The following is a 23,056-nucleotide window of genomic DNA, read 5'->3' as shown; positions in this document are numbered from 1 at the left end:
TGGCACGCTTCTCGAGTGCCCCGGCCTCGTGGGTGCAACGAGTTGAGGAGGCCGCGCGTGTCGAGTTGCAGCTCGCTTCTGGTAGCGAGGCGGGTGCGCTGTTCGACGGTGTCCCTTGGGCCTGGCAGGAGACTGCCGATGGGGAGAACCAAGCGGTGCGTCTGGTGATGCAAGACGGCCGACGGATCGATGTTCGCGCGAGAGGTGCGCGCCTGTTGCTCCCGGCTGACCCTCCGCCTGACGTCTCGATTCGTTTCGACGCAGCCCTCGCGGCGAGTCGTCTTGGCCGTGGCGCCCAGTTGGTCGGTCTCCACCTGTTACTGGGAATCCTCCGAGAGGCTCTCGTGCAGCAGATGCTCCTGGCCGACCAGGACACCGGCTCGTCACATCACCGGTATGCCACGCCGCAGGATGTGGACGCGCGGGCGGCAGCGGAGGTGCTGTCCGGGTCTCTGGGCCCGGAGACCGTGCGCACCGCTTGTGATCTGTATGGGCGTTGGCGTGCCGAAGTCGACCCTGGCTATACCGCCGACTGGTCAGGCCTGCGAGCGGTGATCGAGAGGGGTGGGCACCCACCGCGCTGACGTAGCTCCCATCGCAGGGGTCTGCTGCACGAGTAGGTGGCAGCGTGACGTGCCCCACGGTGCAGCAGCCCTCAACTCGATTCTCGTCGGGGCCCTGATCCCGGTGGGCTGTGCTGCGGCGGTCGACCGGTCGATCCCAGGAGTGCCCATCGAGCTCAATGTGGGACATGCCGGTGGGGGCCGCCGAGATGATCAAGGCTGGCCCATTCACTACGACGTTTCGTCCAGCGCGCCGAGGCGCGTCTCCACCCCTGAGCTCAGCTGCACCTCATAGCCCGCAGCCACGGCTCGGGGTGTCGGCGTCGTAGACGGACGGGTTCACCTGGGACATCCCGAGCTGACGAAGCCCGCCGTTGGCCGACGTCCTCAGATGCGCCTCCAGCCGGCGCCACGGCCGGGATGCAAAGGATGCGCGCTGACAGATTTCCAGCTGGTTCGGTCGTGACGTACATGCTGCACCGATCGGGCCGCCGCAGGAGTTGGCCGGCTGAGCGGAGGGCGACGCCAGTGTGAGCCGTCGATGCTCACCGCACTCGAGGCGACCACCCCGGTGCCCGGTGTTGTGCCCGACGGTGACGTGGGTGTCGCCCAGCACCGTCATGGCGGGGTCGGTGCAGTCGGGGAGGGGCACGTAGAAGTCACTGCGTCGCGCAGCTCGGCGAGCAGAACGCGTACCAAGGACGCGGCGGGCACCGACGGAGGGCCGGCCGCCCATCGCTCGTAGGCCAGGCGGAACGCCAGGACCGCGATCTCGGCGGTGAGCTGCGCGGGAGCCGCTGAGACTCCTCGTTCGCGCAGGCCCTCGGCCATCACCGTCGCCAGCATCCCCATCTTGGCGAGCTCGCGCTCTCGGAGCTCAGGATGGGCCGCCACGATCTCGGCTCGCTGACGGGCCCAGTCGGCCCGGGCGGTGGTCACCTCGCTGGCGTCCTCCATCACGACGGTCACTGCCTCGAGCGGAGTCACGCCGGACGGCACCTCAGCCAGGCGCGCAGCGATGTGGTGCGCGAGGCGGTCGCCCGCGAACAGCACCTCGCGCTTGTCGGCGTAGTGGCGGAAGAACGTGCGCTCGGTCAACCCGGCGCGGGCTGCGATGCCGGCGACCGTCGTGCGGTCGAAGCCCTGCTCGGCGAAAAGCTCCAGCGCGGCGTCCGCCAGACGGCCCTGCGCGCCCGGATCCCATCGGCTCATGCTGTCAGAGTAACGATGACAGTCACTGACATGATCGTGCTAGCGTCATGTCAGTCACTGTCATCACTACCTTGAGGACCTCATGGACATCTTCGTCACCGGAGCATCCGGATTCATCGGCCGTGCCGTCGTGCCCGAGCTGCTCGCGTCAGGCCACCGGGTCTCAGGGCTCGCACGCTCCGCGACCGCGGCCAGGACGATCTCCGATCTCGGCGCGACGGCCGTGCGCGGCACACTCGACGACCTCGATCTCCTGCGATCGACGGCCGGGGCGAACGACGCCGTCGTCCACCTCGCGTTCAAGCACGACATCGCGTTCACCGGTGACTACGACGGCGCCGCCGAGGCCGACCGTGTCGCGATCGAGACCCTCGGCACCTCGGTCGGCGGCGACGACCCGACCCTCGTCATCGCGTCCGGACTGGCCGGGCTGTCGTTCGGTCGGCCGACGACCGAGAGGGACGTCCCGACGGAGGCCGGCCCGGCCACCGCACGACTGGCAGGCGCGGCGGCGGCCCTGGCCCTCGCGGACCGCGGCGTCCGGTCATCCGTGGTGCGTCTCGCTCCCACCGTGCACGCCGATGGGGCGGGCGGACTCGCTGAGATGTACGCGAACGCGTCCCGTGCGGCGGGCGTCATCCGCTACATCGGGGACGGCGCATTCCGCTGGCCCGCGGTGCACCGCTCGGACGCTGCGACGCTCTTTCGTCTTGCGGTCGAGCAGGCCGCAGCGGGCTCGGTGCTGCACGCCGCAACGGAGGAGGGGATCGCCGTCCGCGACCTGGCCGAGGCGCTGGGTCGGAGCATGGGACTGCCCGTGGAGTCGATCGCGCGGGAGGGTGCCGAGGAGCACCTCGGCTGGCTGGCCGGATTCGTCGCGACGGACGTCCCGGCGTCCAGCGCGATCACCCGCGATCAGCTGGGCTGGCGACCGTCCGGACCGTCCCTGCTCGACGACGTCAGCGCTGGCCACTACGCCTGAGCAGCGCGTCGGCGTGACCTGTGCGACCGGAAGTGCGTACTTGCTCCGAGACCCCCGCTGGCGGCTCAGGGAACGGGGGAGTGGGGTGGTGCCACCCTGCCGCGAGCTGCGCCACGCGCCCTGCGCAGCTGGAGGGCTGCAGGTAGCCCCCAGGGTTCCTTGCGCGTAGGAGGGCCGGCGAGCGTCTCGATCTCCTGAGCGGCTGTGAGTCCCCCGACCGGACCTCAGGCTGCGGGCGTGCGCGCGGGGCCCGACGTCCGGGTCGTCCACCAGACGACGGCGGCGATGAGGACGAGGCCGGCGCCGGGGATCAGGCTGGCGGGGGAGCCCACCGCCTCACCGCGGCCGGCGAGGGCGCCGAGGAGGTCGATGTGCAGGGTCGTGGCGAGGACGAGGGTCGTGACGTTGTAGACGACGTGCAGGACGACGGCGACCTCCAGCCCACCGGTGCGCCAGGTGACGAAGGCCATCACCGAGAACAGGATGAGGTAGGAGGACAGCAGGTAGGGGTCCAGGGTGCCGTGGGCGAGGGAGAACAGGACGGTCGTGACGACGATGCCGAGGACGGCACCGGATCGGGCGCCGCGGGTCCAGCCGCCGAGCACGCGGAACATCAGGCCGCGGAGCCCGTACTCCTCACCGGCCGCGGCGAGGGGGGTGAGGAGCACGCCGGTGACGAACAGGGCGACGAGGTCGGCCGTGGTCCAGGGCACCCTCTCCCCGGGTACCAGGAAGTTGACGGCGATGAGGATGACGAGCAGGGGCCCGAAGAGGAGCAGGGATCGGGCGAGGACGGCGAGGCGGAAGCGTCCGGTCACGGAGTGCAGCGAGCCGGCGGGCAGCCCGTAGAGCAGGCGCTGGAGCAGCATGCTGTACGGGATCAGCGCGGCGAGGCCGACCGCGCCGGCGGCGTGCTGCAGAGGCGAGGCCCCGGTGCGGCCGAGCTGGGCGTCGATGAGCCCGGCGCCGAGCAGGGCGAGGCGGGCGAAGGCGACCAGTCCGACGAAGAGCAGCACGATGGTGAGGACGCCGCGCAGGATGCGGCGCTTCTGGCCGGCGTAGACGCGGTGGTACTCGACGCCCGGCGGAACCCGTGGCGAGGAGACGGGTGCGTCGTCCCGCAGCAGCCAGCTCTGCGTCGTGGGGGTGGTGACGGTCGGGGGGGTCGTCGTGGTCATGGGGGTGGTGGTCATGGTCGCTTCCTGGTCAGCTTGCGAGGTCGTCGAGCAGTTCGAACGCAGCCGCAGCGCACGCTCGTGCTTCCCTGCGCGTGCCGCCTGGGAGGTGGACGTGTCGGAGAAGAGGTCCTGGACGTCGATCTGGCGGGGAGCGCGTGGTCCGGAGCCGTGTGCACGGTCGTACTCGTCCAGGCCGCACGGGTTGCTCTTGGTAGCGGCCGTGCAGCCGTGACGGTGTGCGTAGCAGCGGCATGGACGCGGTGCCCGCGGCACACCGCTGACGATACGATGCGTCTCGTCTCGCGTCAAGGTCCGCTCGTTCTAGGGCGCTGCCGGTCGCCGTGTGCCGACGGCGGCGTTCGCCGTCGGTGTGATGTCCACCGGTTGCTCGCAACCAGAGATGGTCTCCCGGCAGCAATGACGTCGTCCCTCCACGGATGCCTCGCCGAGATGAGGCCGCGGTGGCGCTCAGCCCGGTGCCGCGTTCAGGCGCGTGCCGTGCTGGCCCCGTTGCCCATCCGCGTGAGGACGTCGACGAGCGTCTCGATCTCCTGCGCCCCGGACAGGCTGTAGGCCTCGTCGAAGACGAAGAACGGCACGACCTGGATGCCCAGCTGCGCCGCACGGTCGGTGTCTGCCCGCACGTCCCCAAGGTGCTGCTCAGACACCAGTGACCGCTCGACGTCGGCCCGGTCGAGGCCCAGCTGTCCGGCGATGTCGAGGACGACGCCAAGGCGGCCGATGTGTCGGCCCTCGGCGAAGTGGGCGCGATACAGAGCTGCTGCCGCGTCGACCTGCCGGCCACGGGCCTTGGCGTGGTGCAGGAGCTGATGGGCCTTCAGGGTGCTGGCCTGCTGGATGTCTGCAAGACGGTAGGGCAGTCCCGCTCCGGCCGTCATCTGGACCAGCGGCTGGCTCCTCTGCTCGAGCTCCTCCGGCGGTATCCCGCGGTGGTCGCGGAAGAACTCGGCATTGCTGGCCTCGTAGTCCTCGGGGAGGTCCGGCATCAGCTGGAACGAGTGGTACGCGACGTCGACGGGGGCTGCTACCCGGGCGGCGGCTGCCTGCATCCGTGCGGTCGCGATGTAGGAGAAGGGGCACACGAAGTCGATCCAGATGTCGACTGCGATGGGTGACTCGGTCATGTCGTGTCTCGTCTCTCTCGACTGCTTCTCAGTGGCACGGTCGGGCTAGGCGCTGTATCCGCCGTCGATCCTCAGCACCGTGCCGGTGACGTAGGACGCCTGCGGGCTGGCCAGGAAGACGACGCCTGCGGCCACCTCCTCCGGCCTGCCGTAGCGCCCCATGGCTGTGGTGGGGAGGAACATGGAGGCGGCCGGACCGTCGGCGGGGTTCATCTCGGTGTCGATGAACCCGACCTGGATCACGTTGACGGTGATCCCCCGGTGGGCCAGGTCACGGGCCGCGCCCCGGCTGTAGCCCTCGAGGGCCGCCTTGGAGGCTGCGTAGTCGGCCATCCCCGGGAAGCCCGTCCGCGTCGCTGCGCCGGTGCTGATGCTCACGATCCGCCCACCGTCCGGCAGCAGCGGGAACGCCTCCCTGATCGCTGCCGCGACGCCGGTGTAGTTGACCGCGAGCTGGCGGTCGAGGGCAGGCACGTCGACGTCCTCGCTGTCGATCGGGGCAGCGGCGGTGAAGCCTGCGTTGTTGACCAGGACGTCGAGTCGGCCGAACTGCTGGACCACGCTGCGGATGAGCCCTGCCGCCTCCGTCGCATCCGCCTGGTCAGCGCGGAAGGCTGCCGCACGCACCCCCTTGGCCTCGAGCTCGGCGACCACGGCCTTCGCCTGATCCTCCGAGGACGAGTAGCTGATCGCGACGTCGGCTCCCTCTTCGGCCAGCGCCAGCGCCGTTGCCGCCCCGATCCCCCGCGATCCGCCCGTGACGATCGCCACCTTGCCATCCAGCTTTCCCATGTCCTGCCTGCTTCCATCTCGATGAGCAACGGCGTTCTTGACCGTCCGGTCCACCATAGGACTTGATGGACCGTACGGTCAAGAACGCGTATCCTGGAGCCATGGCACGACCACGAGCATTCGACGAGGTGCAGGTCCTCGACACTGTCCGGGAGCAGTTCTGGGACACCGGGTACGCCGCGACCTCGATGGAGGACCTGATGCGGGTCACCGGGCTGGGCAAGGGCAGCCTCTACGCGGCGTTCGGCGACAAGCGTCAGCTCTTCCTGCGGGCGCTGCGCAGCTACACCGAGGACATCCACCACCAGCTCCGGCGAGCCCTCACCGAGACCCCCCGCGCCGTCGACGCTCTCCGCATGCTGCTCGAAGCGCCGGTCGGTGAGGGGACCGGGTCCGGTGCCCGACGCGGCTGCATGCTCGCCAACAGCACGTCCGAGCTGGGCAACGCCGATCCGGACGTCCTCAGCCACGCCCACGACACCTACGAGCGATCCACGACGCTGATCGCCGACTGCGTCTCTCGCGCCCAGGACCAGGGCGATCTACCGGCCCACGCGGATCCGGTGTCACTGGCACGTGCCCTGCTGGCTGCGCAACAGGGGATCGTGTACATGAGCAGGACCGGGATGGACACGGCCACGCTCACCGCCACAGCACGATCACTGGCGGCTCAGCTGTTGCCAACCCACTCCGGGAGCTGAGCGGCACGTGCTGGCGCGCGGCTGCCGAACGTCAGGTGGTCGCCCATGCACCCGGGCCTGGGGTTGCAGGCCCCGCCGGCCATGGTGGTGAACAGCTCGAGCAGGCCGTGACCCGGGATTCGAGTGATCGAGAGGGGTGCGCGGCCATGCCCTCCGGGGGCCGCGTTGGTCACCAGGCTGGAGACCTCAGGTGCTGAGAGCAGCGCTCCGCACGAGCGGCCCGACCGCGGCCCCGCCGTAGTAGGCCCCGATGGCGAACGAGCCCCACCGCGGTCCGCCCCGGTACCAGTGGCGCTCTGACGTCGGCAGGGTGGATGCGGTGATCGGGCCGGCCGGGGCGACACCCCCAGCCGGCCCGACAGTCACCGCCGGCCAGCGGGCCGGCTCAGCCCAGGTCCTCGGACTCGGACCGCTCGCCGGGGACGATGGGGGTGAAGATCTGCCCGAGACCCTCCGAGCGGGTGACGATCTCGTCGCCCGGCTTCAAGTACACCCCCGCCTCGTGGGCCTCGCGGACGTACACCTGGAGGGCGGAGTCGACGACGGAGTCGGCGTTGGTGCCGAGGCTGCCGGCGTACTCCATGAAGCCGAGGACCCGCTGACGGGTGTCGGGGGCGCGGTGGATCACGCCTTCGGGCGTGCCGCTCTGGATGACGGTGCCGCGGGTGATGACGCCGGGCTCGGCGGTGAGCGAAGTCTGCACGCCGTCGCTGTCCCAGGTGCGGTCGCCGATGGTCAGGACCTTCTCGATCAGGGTGGGGGCGTCCCAGACCATGTCCGACGGGTCGGCGCGCTGGCGGAGGTCGCCGTTGACGAAGAGGTCGAGCTCCAGCTCCTGGTAGTAGGTCTGCCAGTCGGCGGGGATGACGAAGAGGTCACCGGTGCTGAAGAAGCCCGGCTGGCTCTTGGCGTTGGTGAAGCCGGCGCCGGCGGTGAGGTCGTCGGGCTCGAGCTGGCTGCTGAGCAGCTCCCGGTCGGTCCAGTCGTTGGTCAGCACCAGACCCATGTGCTCCGGTGTCCCGGTCTCGGTGGTGATGTCGTCCAGGGCGACCACACCGAGCTCGACCTCGTAGTCGAGGAGGCCGGAGGTCCCGGCCAGCAGTGGCTCGTCGGAGTCGGTGAGTGCGCCGACCTTGGGGAACAGGAAGGGCTCGTCGATGGTCGACTCGGCCTGGTGCTCGCGGTAGTTGGTGCCGGTGCCGACGTGGCGCTTGTGGGTGTCGACGGCGGTGAGCACCTCCGACGCCGCCACGGTGACTGGCGGCAGGGAGGCGTCGGTGGCGATGTCCTCGAGGGCCGCGTAGCCCAGCTCGTCGAAGGCGGCGATCGGCTCGGTGAACGCGTTCCCGGTGGCGGCGCTGATGTCGACGCCGCTGATGTCTCCACCGGTGTACCCGGTGACGGCCAGGACGGTCGGCCCGGAGGCGCCGTCGACGCGGGCGAAGGTGAGCGCGGTGGCGGGGTCGGCGATGGCGACCGCCTCGGTGACGCCCTCGTCGATGCGCTCCGAGTACACCAGCGGGAAGTCCGGGGTCGCCGTGCGCAGGACGGCGTAGGACCCGAGGCCCGTCACGCCGAGGCTGGCCGCGACGATCCCGGCGACCGTCAGGCGATGCCGGTTGCGGCGGGTGGGGGATCCGGCCCCGGACCGGCGGGTGGGGATGGTGGTCATGTCTGCTCCTCGTTGGGTGGGCCGCTCTTGGCGGTGATCCGACGGTAGGAACGGGACGAGGGGGGAGGCATCACCCGCGAGGTGATCCCTGCGCGTACGCGGGTACCCCTGCCACTGCCCCTGGCGTGGGGTGACGGGTCCGGCCGAGCGTGCAGCTCCACGTGGCCGGCAGCGACCCCGCTCCGGGCACCCGGTCAGGCGGAGCCCGTGGGTTGTGGCGAGCCGTCAGAGGTGGAGGTCGGACGGCGGACCTGAGCCCCGGACCTCAGCGTGGCGAACCGGGTGTGACCAGACCGGTCTCGTAGGCCAGCATCACGGCGTGGATCCGGTCGCGCAGGTGGAGCTTGGTGAGGATGCGGCTGACGTGGCTCTTCGCGGTCTGCTCGGCCATGTACAGCTCGCCGGCGATCTCGGTGTTGGACCGTCCGGTGGCGATCAGCTGGAACACCTCGCGCTCGCGCTCGGTGAGGCTGTTGAACACCGTCGTCGACGTCAGGCCCGGGGGTCTGCTGGCGACGAAGTTCTCGATCAGCCGGCGGGTGACGCGTGGGGACAGGAGCGAGTCTCCCTGGGCGACGACGCGGACGGCGGCGGTGAGCTCGGGGGCGTCGGCGTCCTTGAGCAGGAACCCGCTGGCGCCGGCCTCGAGGGCTGCGTAGACGTAGTCGTCGACGTCGAAGGTGGTCAGCATGAGGACCCTGGGGACGTGGGCGGTCCCCGCCGGTCGGGTGAGCTGGCGGGTGGCGTCGATGCCGTTCATCCTCGGCATCCGCACGTCCATCAGGACGACGTCGGGTCGGAGCGCGCGGTTCCGCTCCAGCGCCTCGGCGCCGTCACCGGCCTGACCGACGACGGTGATGTCGTCCTCGGCGCCGAGGATGGCGGACATGCCGATGCGGAACATCGGCTGGTCGTCGACGATGAGAACTCGGGTGGGCATCGGGGCTCCGGTCATTGGTCGGTCGAGGGGATGGTCGCGTCGACGAGGAATCCTCCGGCGTCGGCCGGTCCCGTCGACAGCTGTCCGCCGAGGAGGCCGACGCGTTCCCGCATCCCGCGCAGGCCCGCACCGCCCCGGTCAGGCGTCGGGAGCGTCCGGGGGTGCGACGTACTCGGGGCCCGGGCGTTGCGCACCGAGACGCGGAACGATCCGCTGGCCACGGACACGTCGATGGTGGTCGCAGCGCCCGGTGCGTGCCGGACGACGTTGCTGAGCGCCTCCTGCACGATGCGGTAGATGGTCAGCTGGACGATCGGGCTCGCGGTGCCGGCCCGCGGGTCGAGCTCGACCTCGACCGGGATACCCGCGCGGGAGGTGCTCGTGACGAGGTCGTCGATGTCGGCCAGCTGGGGCTGGGGGACCAGGTCGGGGTCGTCGTCCTCGGACCTCAGCGCGCCAAGGAGCTGGCGCATCTCGTCGAGCGCGCCGCGGGCCGAGCGGGCGATGTCCTCGAACTCCTGGTCGACCGCGGACGACTCCGCGGCCCTCAGCCGGAAGGGCGCCGACAGCGCCTGCATGTGGATCAGGGACATGCTGTGCGCGACGACGTCGTGCAGCTCGCGGGCGATCCGTGCGCGCTCCTCGACGTAGAGACGCTGGGCCTGCTCGAGCTCGACGTCGCGTCGCGCCCGTTCCAGGTCGGCACGGATGCGGTGCCGCTGACCCAGGGCGATCGCCGCGATCAGCAGCATCGCGGTGGAGCCGGCGTAGACGGTCAGGTTGGTGCCCCACTCGTCGGGCACCGCGTACCGCTCGGGGGAGCTGACGACCACCGCGGCGAGGACCACGATGCTCAGCCACCACGTGCTGAGGGAGACGTACCACCGCTCACGGAGGCCCAGCAGCAGGATCAGCGCGCCGAGCGAGAGGAAGCCGGTCACGGGGAGCGGCCACGTCGCGTTGCCCGAGTCACGGGTGACGAGAGCGAGCGCGACGACCGACGCCAGCTGCAGCGCGGTCCCGGTGAGCGGGCGGGGGACGGCGAGGACGAGCGAGCCGCACTGCACGGTCACCACGGCCAGGGCCACCAGCACGCCCAGGTCGTAGGCGTCGGTGGTGACCGGGACCGCGGTGGTGTAGAGCGCGGTGCAGAACACCGCGACCGTGCACCACGCCCAGAAGGGGAGCGCGGCGGAGGGGTTGCGGACGGCTGTCGTCATTCGGCGTGTCACGAGCGGTGCACCTCTCCGACCGCGCAGGCGGTCTGGCTACGACGGTAGGGCCGAGCGGGGTGCACCGTCATCACCCCGTCGAGTGGCCCGGCCCCGTACCGCGGTATGCGCCCGGGCCGTCAGTGCAGGAACGTCTCTGCGGCGATGATGACCGCCCCGAAGCCACCGGTGGTGGCGGCCGCGACCAGCGAGCGCCGCAGCGAGGCCCGTCGGTTGTGCAGGGCGAGGAACCCGACGAGTGCGAGGGTGCCCACGCCGACCGAGACGCTGGCACCGTAGGCGACGGGGGTGGGGAGGATCTCCAGCACGGCCAGCAGCAGCGGGATGACGGGGGCGATGCAGGCCTCGAGGAGGGGGAGTGCTCGTCGCGCCTCGTGCCACACCGTCGCCAGGCCGGTCGGGAGGGACGCCTTGGCCGCGTGCTGGTGGGCGAGGACCGCGGAGTAGACGTGGGCGCTCCAGAACAGGACGACGCTGCCGACGGAGTAGAGCAGCATCTTCCCGACGGGGTAGTCGGCCACGAAGGTGGCGCCCACGACGGCGACGAAGAGCACGAGTCCGTGCACGGCCTGGGCGAGTGACTCCGGCGCGATCGCACGGGTGGTGCGCAGGGGGCTCAGCAGCCGGGTGGTGGACCCGGTGCGGAGTGCGTCCTGGTACGGCTCGGTCATGCTCGTCCTCCATCGGATGTGGTCTGGGGTGGTCCGACAGCGAACGTAGGGCGCCGCCCACGGGGTGCGCGTCCTCCGGGCGTACCGCCGGCAGCCGTACGAGGGGTCCGTCAGCTCGGACCCTGCGGAGGACGCGGACGCCGCGAGCGGGTTCCTACGGTCCTGTCGTGGCCGGATCGTCCGGCTGAGCAGTAGGAGAGGTCCGGTCATGGACGACGACAGCACCACCAGCGACAACCGCTACGAGGAGCACGAGGTGAAGGCCGACGACCTGGTGGGCCGAGTGCGCGAGCTCATCCACGAGGGCAACGTGAGCCGCCTGGTGATCAAGGACGACGGCGAGCCGGTCCTGGAGCTGCCGCTGACGGCCGGGGTCGTGGTCGCCGCGGCGGGCGTCGTGTTCTCCCCGGTGCTGGTGGCGGTGGGTGCCGCCGCGGCGCTGCTCACCCGCGTGACGATCGGTGTGGAGCGTCGTCCCGCAAGGTCCGCGTCCTGAGAGGTCGGCCGACGCGGTGAGGAGACCCGGACCCTGGTGCCAGGGGTCCGGGTTGTCCGCGTGCTGGCCCGGGCCGTGCAGCACATCGGCGCGCAGCACCCCGGCCACCCCCCCGGTGAACGCTCTCAGCCGAGCTCGGCGACGGGGCGAGGCAGGAGTGCTGCTGCCGTGGCCCGTCCGTGCAGCCGGTCGACGGAGAGGAAGACCAGCAGCCCCAGCACCGTCAACCCGGCGCCGACGAGGGGGAGCTCCTCGTACCCGCCCCCGCGGCGGAGGATCTCACCACCGACGGCCGAACCCAGGCTCACGCCGGCCATGAACGCCGCTGCCGCCAGGGCGGAGACCACCGGCGAGGTGACCTCGGCGATCTCGACCGCGAAGGACTGCAGCGGCGGGACCATGCCGTAGCCGGCGGCCCCGAGCACAGGGAGCAGCACGACGACGGCGACGAGATGGGTACCGAGGAGGGAGAACGCCACCAGGGCCACCACCAGCGCGATCATCGCGGTGACGGTCGTGCTGCGGATGGACCGGTCGGCCAGGTGGCCGGCGACGTGGGTCCCGAGGACGAGCCCCACGCCGAACACCAGGAGCAGCCAGACGACGGCTCCCGAGGAGGCGCCGCCGCGCTCCTGCAGCATCGGTTCGATGTAGGTGAACATCGTGAACAGGCCGGCGTAGGCGAGGGCCATCGCGCCGTAAGTCAGCCAGAGGCGCCCGGTCCGGAGCGCCCTGCCGACGCTGCCCGAGCTCCCGGCGGCGGCCCCGGTCTGCCGGGGCAGGACGGCGAGGAGACCGATGAGGGAGATGAGCGCGAGTCCCGTCACGAACCAGAAGACGCTCCGCCACCCCGACGCGTTGCCGGCGAGGTTGCCGATCACCACCCCCAGGACGTTCGAGATCGTCAGGCCCGAGAAGACGAGCGCGATCGCCCGACCGCGTCGGGCTGGAGCGACGAGGTCGCTGGCGATCGTGACCGCCACGCCCATGAACGTGCCGAGGACGGCGCCGGCGACGGCACGGCTCAGCACGGCCACGAGGAGGCCGGGGGAGACGGCGGTGACGACGTTCGCGACCAGGAACACCGACACGAGCACGAGGGTCAGCCGCTTGTGCGGCACGCGGAGCGTCGCCGCGGCGATGAGCGGGCCACCGATGGTCGCACCGATGGCGAAGCCGGTGGTGATGAGGCCGGCGTCGGCGACGGAGACGGCGAAGCCGTCCGAGACCGAGGACAGCTGACCGTTCGGGGCGAACTCGGCGGTGCCGAGCGCGAACGACGTCAGCGCCAGGGCGTAGATCGGGATGGGGGAGCGCATGCTCACATCGTCAGACCGGGGACAGCCGGGTACCAGATCCCGCTCTTTCCTACCCACGGCAGGGAGGGGATGGGCCAGGCTGCGCGGCGTAGCCTCCGACCATGATGAGCCCAGGGCCCCTCGCTGAGTTCCTCCAGGCCAAGCGGGCCGAGCTCCCACCGCACCGCACCCAGCTAGCCGGCTACGGCGCTCGCCGACGGGTCCGCGGACTCCGTCGGGAGGAGGTCGCCCAGCTGGCCGGCGTCAGCATCGGCTACTACACCCGCCTCGAGCAGGGGCACAGCCGTCACGCCTCGGACCAGGTGCTGCTCGGGATCGCCACCGCGCTGCAGCTCACCGTCACCGAGACCGAGCACCTGCTCGACCTGTCGAGGGCGCGTGCGTCCCAGGACGGTCGCGCGGCCCCACCCCTGGAGGTCGCCGGTCCTGCGGCCCTCGCGCTGCTCGCCTTCGTCACCGACCGCCCTGCTGTGCTCCTCGGGCGCCGCAACGACGTGCTGGCCTGGAACCGACTCGGACACGCGCTGATCGCACCGCACCTGCACTTCTCCGCACCCACCCTCGCCAGCGAGCGGCCCTCGATGGCTCGCCTGCTGTTCCTGGACCCCCGAGCGCGGGCGCTGTACCCGAGCTGGAGCAAGGAAGTCGGTGACCTGGTCGCCTACCACCGCATGATCAGCGGCCGGTACCCCGACGACGGGGCTCTCGCCGCTCTCGTCGGAGAGCTCGTGATGAAGGATCCCGCCTTCGCCCGCACTCTGGGCCGAAGGTCGTGTCGGTGAGTGCATCTCCGGCACCAAGCAGTTCCGGCACCCGGTGGCGGGAGAGTTCAGCGCCACCTTCGACCTCTGGGCGCAGGCCAGCTATCCCGAGCACCGCATCGAGGTCTACGACCCCGAGCCCGCCGATCGCGTCATCCCCGCCCTGCGCCGCGTCCCCGAGTCAGGACTCCGCGCCGAGGACGCGCCGCGGGTGAGCGCGGACCGCTGAGCAGGCGGCCGCCCGAGCCCACCTGGAAGACCCTGGACCAGGTGCCGTAGCGCTCTCTGCGGGGCCCGGTACCTGCTCCGGCCCTGAAACTCGGCGCGTTCTCGCGAGACGGACCGTCTTGACGCGAGACGAGACGCCCCGTACCGTAAGGATCACCGCAGCGCATCCCCGGGAGAGCAGATCCGGGCGGGCACCGGGGTGGGGGGCTCCCCGCAACGGGGTCCTCACCCGCTGAGTCCTCCGCGCCCTCCCCGTCCTCGGGGACTGCGGAAGCCCCCACCCCACCTTCATCGAGAGAGACGAACGTGCGACTCCGCAGACCCTTCCAGATCGTCCGTGCCCATCTCGGGGCCTACCTGATCCTCAATGCGCTCCTGTACGGCCTGTTCCTCCTGGGTTTCGCGGCGGGACTGGTCTTCCCCGGCCTGTCGACGGACAGGACGGCCTCCCTGGAGGCCGATGGCACTGCCGCGCTCGTGGCGTCGCTGCTCAGCACCCCGTGGCTCTTCGCGTTGGTCATCCTCGGTGTGAACGTCATCACGGTGGGCCTGCTGTCGATCGTGCTGCCCTCGCTGGTCATCCCCTTCGCGGGGATCGTGGTGATGGCCTACCAGGCCTTCACCCTGGGCGCCACCCTGTCGCCCACCGACGACAGGCTCTGGCTCGCCCTCATCCCGCACTCCCTCACCGCGGTCATCGAGTTCCAGGCCTACGTCCTCCTCTCCCTGGGTGCCTTCGTCCTCGGCAGGTCCTGGCTGCGACCGGCCACGGTCGGCGTCTCCACCCGCCGCCAGGCCTATCTCCTCGGTCTTCGGCAGCTGGGCTGGCTGGGGCTGCTCGCGCTCGCACTGCTGGTCCTCGGCGCGGTCTACGAGGCGCTGTCGCTCCGCTACCTGGTGCCCCTGCTCCTCAGGGGCTGACCGCGGGTCAGGCCTCGCACCGACGCACCGACCCTCGGGTCGAGTCGCCGAGCCGGTCCGGACCCGGCACGCCGGGAACGCCGGCGAGCCGTGCAACCCGGTCAGCAGGATCTCCGGCACACCACCTCTCCGGGCGCGAACACGCGTCGGCCGGGGCCACTCCATCCGAGGGAGAGGGACGACTCCATGACGTAGGACCTGCTCGGCACCCCCTCGCTGGGTTCAGGAGCTCGTCACCGTCGTGCCCGCGGTGATCGGGCCCCTCGTCGTCGGGGTGGCGAGCACCGTCCCCTTCATCTTCTTCGGCGACCGGAGCCGCCGTCGCCGGCAGGGACCGCAGGCTCGATCTCGGCCGCACCTGGCCGGGAGCGGCGTGGCCGAGCACGCCGCCGACCGTCGACAGCGACGGCCGTCACGGCTCACGGCTCACGGTCCCGACACGGCGGTGCTCCGACCAGAGCACTCGTCCACCAGTGCTCCATCCGAGAACGACCGAGGAACGGGTCAGAGATGAAGGACGCACGTGCGCTCACCGGGGTCATGGCGCTAGCCGTGGTGGCCTCCGCAGCAGGACTGATGGTCCTCACCCCCGCGGTGTCGGAGGAGCGTGGCGATGTCGGGCTGACCCCGCTCGCCTGGTCGGCGTGTCCTGACTAGGTGGCCGCTACGGCAGGCCGGCTGCAGTGCGGGCTGGTGATCGTGCCACTGGACGACGGCGAGCCGGACGCGGCTGAGATCGAGATCATGGTCTCCCCCCTGGCCGGTAGTGAGCCGAGCAGGAGACGGGGTGTGCTGGTGCTCCACCCGGGAGGGCCGGGCGGGTCGGGACTGCCGATGCCGTCGGACCTGGAGGGTCAGGGCCTGCCGGTTCGGTGAGCGACAGCCACGACGTCATGGGATGGAAGCACACCCCGGGGGATCGGGCACGCCGCCACAGCGCACAGCGGGGTAACAAGACGCAACGTCTCGCCTTGTTGTATGCTCACGAGGTGACATCATCTACCCCTGACCCCTCCCGACGGAACGAGCGGTCTCGCCAGGCCATCCTCGCCGCCACCGTCGAGCTCATCAGCGAGGTCGGCTACGAGCGTGCCTCGATCGAGGCGATCGCCAAGCGCGCCGGCGTCGGCAAGCAGACGATCTACCGGTGGTGGCCCTCCAAGGGGGCAGTGGCCCTCGAGGCCCTCGACGAGAGCCTCGCCACCGTGGTGGACTTCCGCGACTCCGGGCACCTCCTGGACGACCTCGCCCATCACATGAAGGCCGTGACGCAACTGCTCAGCTCCACCGAGCTCGGCCCCGTCATCCAGGGCCTCATCGCGGCGGGGCAGTCGGACCCGTCGCTGTCGCGGGCCCACCTGGACAAGGTGATCGAACCGGCGACGCTGGCGTGGCAGGAACGGATCAGGCGCGCCCAGGCGAGCGGGGAGATCCGGGCGGACGCCGACAGCGAGGCGGTCATCGACATGCTGTTCGGAGCCATGTACTACCGGCTGCTGCTCCACACCCGACCGCTCCGGCCCGAGCAGATCGACGCCGCCCTGCACATCGCCTTCCTGGGACTGCGCAAGCCCCCGGAAGAGGCGTAGCCCAGGCCGGGCGCTGAGCGGCTGACCGCCGTCCGGAGGCCGACCAGCACACCCAGGGCACGTTCCCGGGGTGCAGGTCGGGTTCGCAGGCCGGTGGGTGCCGCGGGTCAGGCTCCACAGTGACGAGACGCCGCGTCTTGACGCGAGACGAGACGGCCCGTACTGTGCGAGAACCGGAATGCGCCGTCGACCCCGGCGATCCGGGGAGCTTGACCGGGTCCTGGGAACAGGGTGTCGACTCAGATCGACCGACCCGACCCGCCCCGACCCGATCCGATCCGAAGGAGCAGACCATGCGGACCGCTTCGAACCACGAGCTCCTACCCCGGCTGATCGACGTCGAGGAGCTCTTCTCCGACCCGGTGTTCTCCAACCCGTCGATCTCACCGGACGGGACGCGGATCGCGTACCTGGCACCGGCCCACGGACGACGCAACGTCTGGGTGCGAGGGGTCGAGGAGGAGCACGTCGACGCGGTCTGCGTCACCCACGACGACCGGCGAGGCATCACCAGCTACCACTGGAGCGAGGACTCGCGCTGGCTGCTGTACTCACAGGACACCGACGGCAACGAGGACGCGCACCTGTACCGGGTCGACCCCCACGCACCGGACGACCCTGCGGTCGACCTCACGCCGTTGCCGCCCGGGTCGCGGGTCTTCGGTGCCGACCCGTTGCCCTCGCACCCGGGCAGCATGCTGGTCGCGATGAACAAGCGGCCCGCCGCGATCGACCTGTTCCGCATCGACGTGGCCACCGGCGAGACGACCCTCCACCACGAGCAGACGGACCCGACCGAGAACGTCCTGCTCGACCAGGACGGGTCGCCGGCGTTCTCCACCCGCATCGACGCGGACGGCACCATCGAGCTGTCGGCGATCGATCCCCGTACCGGCGAGCGCACGCACCTGCGACGCCTGGGTGGTGCCGAGCACCCGGGGGGAGTGCAGCCGCAGCTGGTCACCCCCGACGGGACCGGTCTGCTGGTCGGCGCCTACGGCGACTCCGACGACCTCCGGTTGATCCGCATCGACCGGGACACCGGCGAGGAGGAGGTCGTCGCGGCCGTCGAGGGCTCCAGCCTGGACATCCTCGGGACGATGGCCCCCGGGGTCCTGCCGCCCGTCGTCTTCACCAGCCGCCGCACGGGAGCGGTGATCGCCGCGCGCTTCATCGGCGACAGGCCTCGTATCGAGGTGCTCGACGACGGCTTCGCCGAGGTGTACGCCGCGCTGTCGAGCCTGTCCGACGGCGTCCTCGGCACCCTCCACTCCGACAGCTCCGAGCGGATCTGGCTGGCGACGTTCGTCCACGACCGCGATCCCGCGATCACCTGGCTGTACGACCACAGCACGGGGGAGAGCCGTGTCCTGCTCCGTCCCTACCCGCACCTGGACCCGGCGGACCTCGCGCCGATGGAGGGGGTCGCCTTCGCAGCTCGCGACGGGCTGCCGCTGCACGCCTTCCTCACGCTGCCGGTGGGCGTCGAACCGGCGGGGCTGCCGCTGGTGCTCCTCGTGCACGGTGGGCCCTGGATGCACGACACCTGGGGGTACAACCCGCAGGTGCAGCTCCTGGCCAACCGGGGTCATGCGGTGCTGCAGGTCAACTTCCGGGGCTCGACCGGCTACGGGCGGCGCCACACCACCGCCGCGATCAAGGAGTTCGCACGCGCGATGCACACCGACCTCGTCGACGCCGTCGACTGGGCCGTGGCGCAGGGGTACGCCGACCCACGACGCGTGGGCATCATGGGCGGGTCCTACGGCGGGTACGCGGCACTCGTCGGAGCAGCCCTGGCTCCTGATCGGTTCGCCGCGGCAGTGGACTACGTCGGGGTGTCAGACCTGGCCAACTTCATGCAGTCGCTGCCGCCGTTCACCAGGCCCTACATGGCCAACAGCTGGTACCGGTACGTCGGCGACCCGGAGGTCCCCGCCGATGTCGAGGACATGCGATCACGGTCGCCGATCTCGATGATCGACCGGATCAGGACGCCGCTGCTGGTCGCCCAGGGTGCCAACGACGCCCGGGTGGTGCAGGCCGAGTCCGACAACATCGTCACCCCGCTGAGGGAGCGCGGGGTCCCCGTCGAGTACATCCTCGCCGCCGACGAGGGTCACGGCTTCGACAACCCGGCGAACCAGATCCTGCTGCACCGCGCCATCGAGCACCACCTGGTCGAGCACCTCGGTGGCCGCCGCGCGGGCCCTGGGAACGAGGCGACCCTGGACGCGGCACTCCCGCCGTCGGTCTGGGTGACCTCGCCGGTCCCCCCAGCCGGAGAACGGTGACCCCGTCGAGCAGGTCGCTGGTGATCCTCCTCCCCAGCGCCCACCGGGCCGTCCCGCCCACGCCCGTCGGCGCCCCGACCTCGGTCGCCACGGCGAGGTACGGGCCCCACGGGCGCCCGGTACGGGGAACCGGAGACGAGAAGGGACCGCTGGTCGCACGTGGATGAGCTCTTCGCCCCGCCGGGCGCCAGCTGGCAGCCGATCTCCCCGCGCTGGAGGACCCTCCAGCTGATCGGGACCACCACCGCCTGCGCGCTGGTGCCGACCGTCCCGGCCCTGCTGGTGGGGTTCCTCACCGACCTCTGGTGGATCGGGGCCCTCCTGTGGGCCGTGTTCGGCGTCATCCTGGTCCTCAGCGTCGCGCTGGTCGGTCGCCGCTGGCGCAACTGGGGCTACGCCGAGCTGGACGACGACCTGTACATCACCCACGGCGTCATGTTCCGCGCGCTGACGGTGGTGCCGTACGGGCGGATGCAGGTGGTCGACGTCACCTCCGGCCCGCTGGAGCGCAGCCTCGGGATGGCCACGGTCAAGCTGGTCACGGCCAGCGCGAGCACCGACGCCACCATCCCGGGCCTGCCGGCCGCCGAGGCCACCCGGCTGCGTGACCAGCTGTCCCGGCGGGCCGAGGCAAGGCTGTCCGGGCTGTGAGTAGTCCCGGCGGGAGCGGAGGTGGCCAGCCGCCGCCGGCCACGCCGGCCGACGTCCTCAGGGGGACGGCCGACGGCACGATCTTCGAGCGCCCGCACCCCCTCACCCCGCTGATCCGAGGCTGGGTCGTCCTGGTGGCCATCGTGGTCGGGGCCGTCCGGCAGCTCGTCCCCGACGGCAGCGACGACTCCTTCCTCTCCAACCTCGCCGGCTCGTGGCGCTGGGTGCTGCTGGGGGTCGCCGTCGTCGTGGTGGTGTCCGCCCTGGCCGGCTTCATGACCTGGCGCTTCACCCGTTTCGTGATCGACGACGACGAGCTGCGGATCGAGACCGGGGCGGTCTTTCGGCAGTCCAAGCGCATCCCCTTCCAGCGTCTCCAGACCATCGACGTCGTCCACCCCCTGGCGGCCCGCATCGTCGGCCTCGTCGAGATGCGGTTGCAGGCGGGTCCGGGCGACTCCGGCACCAGGTTGCGCTACCTCGAGCGCGACCAGGCCTCCCGGCTCAGGGACCACCTGCTCGCCCGCGCCGACGGCGAGCAGCCCAGCACCGGGGACGGGACCGGACCGCTGAGCACCGGGACCGACGCGACCGGCGCCGACGAGGTGCTGGTCCGCCTCTCCTCCAGGCAGCTCGTGCAGGGGTTCCTGCTGACGGGGGAGTTCCTCGTGCCGGCGCTCCTGCTCGTCGTGGGCCTCGGCGTGACCACCGTGCTCGACGTGGCCAGGTACGCCCTCCCCGCCGTCATCCCGCTCCTCATCGGCGTGGCCAGCGCCCTCGGCAAGTACCTGATCAGCCAGTTCAGCTACACCCTGGCCCGCTCCGGGGCCGCCCTGGAGATCACCCGGGGTCTCACCGACCTGACCAGCCAGTCCCTCCCCGTCGACCGCATCCAGGGCATCTCCATCACCCAGTCGCTCCTCTGGCGGCCTCTCGGGCTCTACCGCGTGCGCATCGACGTCCTGGGCCAGACCAGGAGCGCGCAGGAGACCGCGCAGCAGGCCAGCAGCTCGCTCCTGCTCCCGGTGGCCACCCTGGAGCAGCTGCGGACCGGGCTGCGGGCGATCCTGCCCGACGTCGACCTGGACGCCGTCGAGCTGCACCCCTCGCCGCGCAGCTCGCGCTGGGTCCGGTGGTCGAGCTGGTGGACGCTGCGGCACGGCTGGGACGACCGGGTCGTGGTGACCCGCCGCGGATGGCTGGTCGACACCATGTCGGTGGTCCCGCACGCCAAGACGCAGTCGGTGCGGATCACCCGCGGACCGCTGCAGCGGCGCCTCGACCTGGCCACGGTCCACGTCGACACCACCCCGGGGCCGGTGACCCTGAGCATCGCCGACATCGGAACCGACCGCGCCCGTGCGGTCGCCCTCGGCCAGCTCGAGCGCATGGAGCGCGCCCGGCCCGCGGGCTACGAGCCGGGGCGTGCCGACGCGCTCACCCCAGCATGACCCGCGCGCCCGAGACCTCGCACCCCGCCTCGCGAGGTGCCGTCGACCTGCTGGCCACCACACACGCCACCGGGCCTCGACTCGCCGCACCCGTCAGTAGACTCCCGGCACCAGCGCGACGCCGCTGCTGGCACCGCCTCGCTGCATCGTGCTCAGATCTGCGACGCACTGCCCGACCTGCCCGCGCCCCCGGTTCCTGAGCGCCTGAACTGCTTCACGACCCAGCACCCCAGGAAGGCCTGCCGCCCATGACGAGGAAGTTCGCGCTCGGCGCCGGCACGGCGGAGGTCGCCGCTGACGGCTCGGTGACCGCCGTCCGTCGACCCGGCAGCGACCACAGCGTCCTCCTCGTCGAGGATGCGCCAGGCGTCGAGGGCCAGCTGCACGACGGGGCCTTCCGCTGGGGCAAGGGCTTCGCCGTGCTCGACGCGCGCGGCTGGCGCTTCGACCACCCCTCCTCGGTGGAGTGGCGTGACGACGGCGTCGACGTGGTCCACCACCTGGGGCAGGCGGTGCTGCGCAGCAGCCGCCGCTTCGGAGAGCGTGCGCGGGAGACGTACGAGCTGACCAACGAGGGAGGGATGCCGCTGCGGGTGGGTTCGCTCGCGATCAGCACCCCCTGGCGTGACCTGTACGGCTCAGCCCGGGACTGCCTCGAGCACGCCGTCCACGCCCACATCCACACCGGCGGGTCCGACGCCTGGGTGTGGGCGGTACCGATGAGCGGCGCCGGACCGGGCCTGGGGCTGAGAGTCACCGAGGGGGAGCTGTGGGCCTACTCCATCAGCTCCCGCGACACCCACACCGGCAGCAACGTGCGCGGGCACGTGTTCCTGCACGTCACCGACCACGCCCGCGCTCCGCACGCGATGGGCGGACAGCCGGTCATCGAGCTCGCCCCCGGACAGACGCTGCGGCTGGGCTGGGAGCTGGCCTGGTACGACGACCTGGCCGCCTTCACCGCCGCTCGTGAACAGCCCCTCGACGCCGACCAGCTGGCCGTCGAGGTCGGCGGGGACCTCCCGGTGCGCCTCGCCGACGGGTGGACGTCCACCACACCCCTGCCGCTCTGCACCGAACGCCCTGGTGTCGTGCACGTCGAGGCCGAGCGCAACGGGCGCCGCGCCCGGCTGACTGCGCTGGTGCACCCTCCCCTGCGAGAGCTGGTGGAGGCCCGGATCCGCTTCCTGGTCGAACGGCAGCGCCCTCTGGAGCGCTCCGACAGCCGTCGCTACGCCTTCGTCCCCTACGACAACCGCTCGCAGCTGACCGTCGTGGGTGTGGCTTGGTCGGACTGGTCCGACACCCGGGAACGGGTCGGCAGCGCGCTGCTGCTGCAGCAGGCCCGGCGCCGCGGCTGGGGTGATGCCGACGTCCTCGACGAGGCGCTCGCGGGCTACCTGCGCTTCGTCACCGAGCACGTCGTGGGAGCCGACGGGGTCGTTCGTGACGACACCAGCGGACGTCGGGATCCCCGGCTCTACAACTTCCCCTGGTACGCCCGCTTCCTGCTCGAGGCCGGCGACGTGGATCGGGCGACGGCCGTCATGGACGCCTACTACCGACTCGGCGGCAGCCACTTCCTCGCCTTCGACCTCGGGGCGCTGGTCCTGGACCTGTCCTCACGGCTTCGCGACCTGGGACGCGCCCGTGAGGCGACCGCCCTCACCGACCACCTGCTGGACCAGGCCACCACCTTCCTCCAGCTCGGCACCGACCTGCCCGGGCACGAGGTGAACTACGAGCAGTCGATGGTCGCGCCGCTGCTGGAGGTGCTGCTGGCCGCCCATGCCCTGGACCCTGGCGGGGTACCAGCGGATGCTCTTCGCCGACGGCTGGGCTGGCTGCAGGCCTTCGCCGCTGACCAGCCCGACGTCCGGCTCCGTCACATACCGATCCGGCACTGGGACGGTTTCTGGTTCGGCGGTGACCGGCTCTGGGGCGACGTCTTCCCCCACTACTGGTCCGTCCTCAGCGCGGGTGTGTTCCTCGACTGGCCCGCGGGCCTGCTTCCCGAGGACCAGACAGCAGCCCTGCGCAGGGTCGGCACCGACATCCTGAGCGCCAACCTGGTGTCGTTCGACCGGGACGGCTCAGCGACCTGCGCCTTCGTCTACCCGAGCTGCGTGGACGGCACCCCGGCCCACCGCGCCGACCCGCTGGCCAACGACCAGGACTGGGCGCTGGTCTACGCCCTGCGCTACGCCGGCCCGGCCTCCGGCAGGGCGTAGGACCAGGCGCAGCCACACCGCTCCTCC

Annotated in this window: 20 protein-coding genes; 11 read left to right on the top strand and 9 right to left on the bottom strand. The window is 71.3% G+C overall.

What is annotated here, in order from left to right; genetic code table 11:
• Positions 1-1,181: 1,181 nt before the first annotated feature.
• Positions 1,182-1,775 (bottom strand): TetR family transcriptional regulator, encoded by a 594-nt coding sequence (locus BLT52_RS15975; RefSeq protein ID WP_090594930.1) that lies wholly within the window; start codon positions 1,773-1,775, stop codon positions 1,182-1,184.
• Positions 1,776-1,857: 82 nt separating this feature from the next.
• On the opposite strand from BLT52_RS15975, the gene BLT52_RS15970 reads away from it, so the two are divergent.
• Positions 1,858-2,757: an SDR family oxidoreductase gene (locus BLT52_RS15970; protein ID WP_090594928.1), complete on the top strand. Its 900-nt coding sequence runs from the start codon at positions 1,858-1,860 to the stop codon at positions 2,755-2,757.
• Positions 2,758-2,981: 224 nt separating this feature from the next.
• Here the strand turns inward: BLT52_RS15970 and BLT52_RS15965 are convergent, their stop codons facing one another.
• The 3 genes from BLT52_RS15965 to BLT52_RS15955 all read right to left on the bottom strand — a co-directional run bounded on the left by BLT52_RS15965 (position 2,982) and on the right by BLT52_RS15955 (position 5,926).
• Positions 2,982-3,950 (bottom strand): CPBP family intramembrane glutamic endopeptidase, encoded by a 969-nt coding sequence (locus BLT52_RS15965; RefSeq protein ID WP_231946351.1) that lies wholly within the window; start codon positions 3,948-3,950, stop codon positions 2,982-2,984.
• A gap of 470 nt (positions 3,951-4,420) precedes the next feature.
• Positions 4,421-5,080: a DsbA family oxidoreductase gene (locus BLT52_RS15960; RefSeq protein ID WP_090594926.1), complete on the bottom strand. Its 660-nt coding sequence runs from the start codon at positions 5,078-5,080 to the stop codon at positions 4,421-4,423.
• A gap of 45 nt (positions 5,081-5,125) precedes the next feature.
• Positions 5,126-5,926 (bottom strand): SDR family NAD(P)-dependent oxidoreductase, encoded by an 801-nt coding sequence (locus BLT52_RS15955; RefSeq protein WP_231946350.1) that lies wholly within the window; start codon positions 5,924-5,926, stop codon positions 5,126-5,128.
• Positions 5,927-5,937: 11 nt separating this feature from the next.
• On the opposite strand from BLT52_RS15955, the gene BLT52_RS15950 reads away from it, so the two are divergent.
• Entirely contained in the window at positions 5,938-6,573 is a 636-nt protein-coding gene (locus BLT52_RS15950; protein ID WP_231946349.1) for a TetR/AcrR family transcriptional regulator, read from the top strand.
• 385 nt (positions 6,574-6,958) lie between these two features.
• Here the strand turns inward: BLT52_RS15950 and BLT52_RS15945 are convergent, their stop codons facing one another.
• The 4 genes from BLT52_RS15945 to BLT52_RS15930 form a co-directional block, all read right to left on the bottom strand.
• On the bottom strand, positions 6,959-8,245 hold the full coding sequence (locus tag BLT52_RS15945; RefSeq protein ID WP_090594922.1) for a fumarylacetoacetate hydrolase family protein: 1,287 nt from the start codon (positions 8,243-8,245) through the stop codon (positions 6,959-6,961).
• A 265-nt stretch (positions 8,246-8,510) separates the two neighbouring features.
• The gene (locus tag BLT52_RS15940) at positions 8,511-9,185 is read right to left on the bottom strand and encodes a response regulator (RefSeq protein WP_090596919.1); all 675 of its coding nucleotides are present in this window, start codon (positions 9,183-9,185) and stop codon (positions 8,511-8,513) included.
• A gap of 11 nt (positions 9,186-9,196) precedes the next feature.
• On the bottom strand, positions 9,197-10,405 hold the full coding sequence (locus BLT52_RS15935; RefSeq protein ID WP_090594920.1) for a sensor histidine kinase: 1,209 nt from the start codon (positions 10,403-10,405) through the stop codon (positions 9,197-9,199).
• A 131-nt stretch (positions 10,406-10,536) separates the two neighbouring features.
• The gene (locus BLT52_RS15930) at positions 10,537-11,088 is read right to left on the bottom strand and encodes a hypothetical protein (protein WP_090594918.1); all 552 of its coding nucleotides are present in this window, start codon (positions 11,086-11,088) and stop codon (positions 10,537-10,539) included.
• 208 nt (positions 11,089-11,296) lie between these two features.
• On the opposite strand from BLT52_RS15930, the gene BLT52_RS15925 reads away from it, so the two are divergent.
• Complete coding sequence (locus BLT52_RS15925; RefSeq protein WP_090594916.1) at positions 11,297-11,584, top strand: DUF4342 domain-containing protein; 288 nt, start codon at positions 11,297-11,299, stop codon at positions 11,582-11,584.
• Between the two features lie 125 nt (positions 11,585-11,709).
• Here BLT52_RS15925 and BLT52_RS15920 read toward each other — a convergent pair whose 3' ends face one another.
• Entirely contained in the window at positions 11,710-12,903 is a 1,194-nt protein-coding gene (locus tag BLT52_RS15920) for an MFS transporter (RefSeq protein WP_090594914.1), read from the bottom strand.
• 101 nt (positions 12,904-13,004) lie between these two features.
• Here BLT52_RS15920 and BLT52_RS15915 point away from each other — a divergent pair, with 101 nt between their 5' ends.
• The 8 genes from BLT52_RS15915 to BLT52_RS15880 all read left to right on the top strand — a co-directional run bounded on the left by BLT52_RS15915 (position 13,005) and on the right by BLT52_RS15880 (position 23,029).
• Positions 13,005-13,685, top strand: coding sequence for a helix-turn-helix domain-containing protein (locus tag BLT52_RS15915; RefSeq protein WP_197679078.1), 681 nt, complete (start codon positions 13,005-13,007; stop codon positions 13,683-13,685).
• A 34-nt stretch (positions 13,686-13,719) separates the two neighbouring features.
• Complete coding sequence (locus BLT52_RS21275; RefSeq protein WP_407922608.1) at positions 13,720-13,893, top strand: hypothetical protein; 174 nt, start codon at positions 13,720-13,722, stop codon at positions 13,891-13,893.
• 305 nt (positions 13,894-14,198) lie between these two features.
• Positions 14,199-14,813 (top strand): stage II sporulation protein M, encoded by a 615-nt coding sequence (locus BLT52_RS15910; RefSeq protein ID WP_090594913.1) that lies wholly within the window; start codon positions 14,199-14,201, stop codon positions 14,811-14,813.
• A gap of 989 nt (positions 14,814-15,802) precedes the next feature.
• Positions 15,803-16,402, top strand: coding sequence for a TetR/AcrR family transcriptional regulator (locus BLT52_RS15900; RefSeq protein WP_172804065.1), 600 nt, complete (start codon positions 15,803-15,805; stop codon positions 16,400-16,402).
• A gap of 293 nt (positions 16,403-16,695) precedes the next feature.
• The gene (locus BLT52_RS15895) at positions 16,696-18,696 is read left to right on the top strand and encodes a S9 family peptidase (RefSeq protein ID WP_090594908.1); all 2,001 of its coding nucleotides are present in this window, start codon (positions 16,696-16,698) and stop codon (positions 18,694-18,696) included.
• A 159-nt stretch (positions 18,697-18,855) separates the two neighbouring features.
• Positions 18,856-19,347 (top strand): PH domain-containing protein, encoded by a 492-nt coding sequence (locus tag BLT52_RS15890; protein ID WP_090594906.1) that lies wholly within the window; start codon positions 18,856-18,858, stop codon positions 19,345-19,347.
• Positions 19,344-20,798, top strand: coding sequence for a PH domain-containing protein (locus BLT52_RS15885; RefSeq protein ID WP_090594905.1), 1,455 nt, complete (start codon positions 19,344-19,346; stop codon positions 20,796-20,798). Before BLT52_RS15890 ends, BLT52_RS15885 begins: the two co-directional genes overlap by 4 nt.
• Positions 20,799-21,046: 248 nt before the next feature.
• Positions 21,047-23,029 (top strand): hypothetical protein, encoded by a 1,983-nt coding sequence (locus BLT52_RS15880; protein ID WP_090594903.1) that lies wholly within the window; start codon positions 21,047-21,049, stop codon positions 23,027-23,029.
• Positions 23,030-23,056: the final 27 nt, after the last annotated feature.

The sequence above is a fragment of the Auraticoccus monumenti genome (assembly GCF_900101785.1).
Classification (GTDB): Bacteria; Actinomycetota; Actinomycetes; order Propionibacteriales; family Propionibacteriaceae; genus Auraticoccus; species Auraticoccus monumenti.
The sequence above is the reverse complement of the archived record's forward strand: the minus strand, read 5'-3'. Positions and strand labels throughout refer to the sequence as shown.

Bases quoted from the DNA above. Each gene is read 5' to 3' on its own strand.
- BLT52_RS15925 (WP_090594916.1), top strand. From the start codon at position 11,297: ATGGACGACGACAGCACCACCAGCGACAACCGCTACGAGGAGCACGAG.
- BLT52_RS15945 (WP_090594922.1), bottom strand. From the start codon at position 8,245: ATGACCACCATCCCCACCCGCCGGTCCGGGGCCGGATCCCCCACCCGC.
- BLT52_RS15960 (WP_090594926.1), bottom strand. From the start codon at position 5,080: ATGACCGAGTCACCCATCGCAGTCGACATCTGGATCGACTTCGTGTGC.
- BLT52_RS15950 (WP_231946349.1), top strand. From the start codon at position 5,938: ATGGACCGTACGGTCAAGAACGCGTATCCTGGAGCCATGGCACGACCA.
- BLT52_RS15930 (WP_090594918.1), bottom strand. From the start codon at position 11,088: ATGACCGAGCCGTACCAGGACGCACTCCGCACCGGGTCCACCACCCGG.
- BLT52_RS15965 (WP_231946351.1), bottom strand. From the start codon at position 3,950: ATGACCACCACCCCCATGACCACGACGACCCCCCCGACCGTCACCACC.
- BLT52_RS15975 (WP_090594930.1), bottom strand. From the start codon at position 1,775: ATGAGCCGATGGGATCCGGGCGCGCAGGGCCGTCTGGCGGACGCCGCG.
- BLT52_RS15920 (WP_090594914.1), bottom strand. From the start codon at position 12,903: ATGCGCTCCCCCATCCCGATCTACGCCCTGGCGCTGACGTCGTTCGCG.
- BLT52_RS15880 (WP_090594903.1), top strand. From the start codon at position 21,047: ATGACGAGGAAGTTCGCGCTCGGCGCCGGCACGGCGGAGGTCGCCGCT.
- BLT52_RS15940 (WP_090596919.1), bottom strand. From the start codon at position 9,185: ATGCCCACCCGAGTTCTCATCGTCGACGACCAGCCGATGTTCCGCATC.
- BLT52_RS15895 (WP_090594908.1), top strand. From the start codon at position 16,696: ATGCGGACCGCTTCGAACCACGAGCTCCTACCCCGGCTGATCGACGTC.
- BLT52_RS15915 (WP_197679078.1), top strand. From the start codon at position 13,005: ATGATGAGCCCAGGGCCCCTCGCTGAGTTCCTCCAGGCCAAGCGGGCC.
- BLT52_RS15970 (WP_090594928.1), top strand. From the start codon at position 1,858: ATGGACATCTTCGTCACCGGAGCATCCGGATTCATCGGCCGTGCCGTC.
- BLT52_RS15935 (WP_090594920.1), bottom strand. From the start codon at position 10,405: ATGACGACAGCCGTCCGCAACCCCTCCGCCGCGCTCCCCTTCTGGGCG.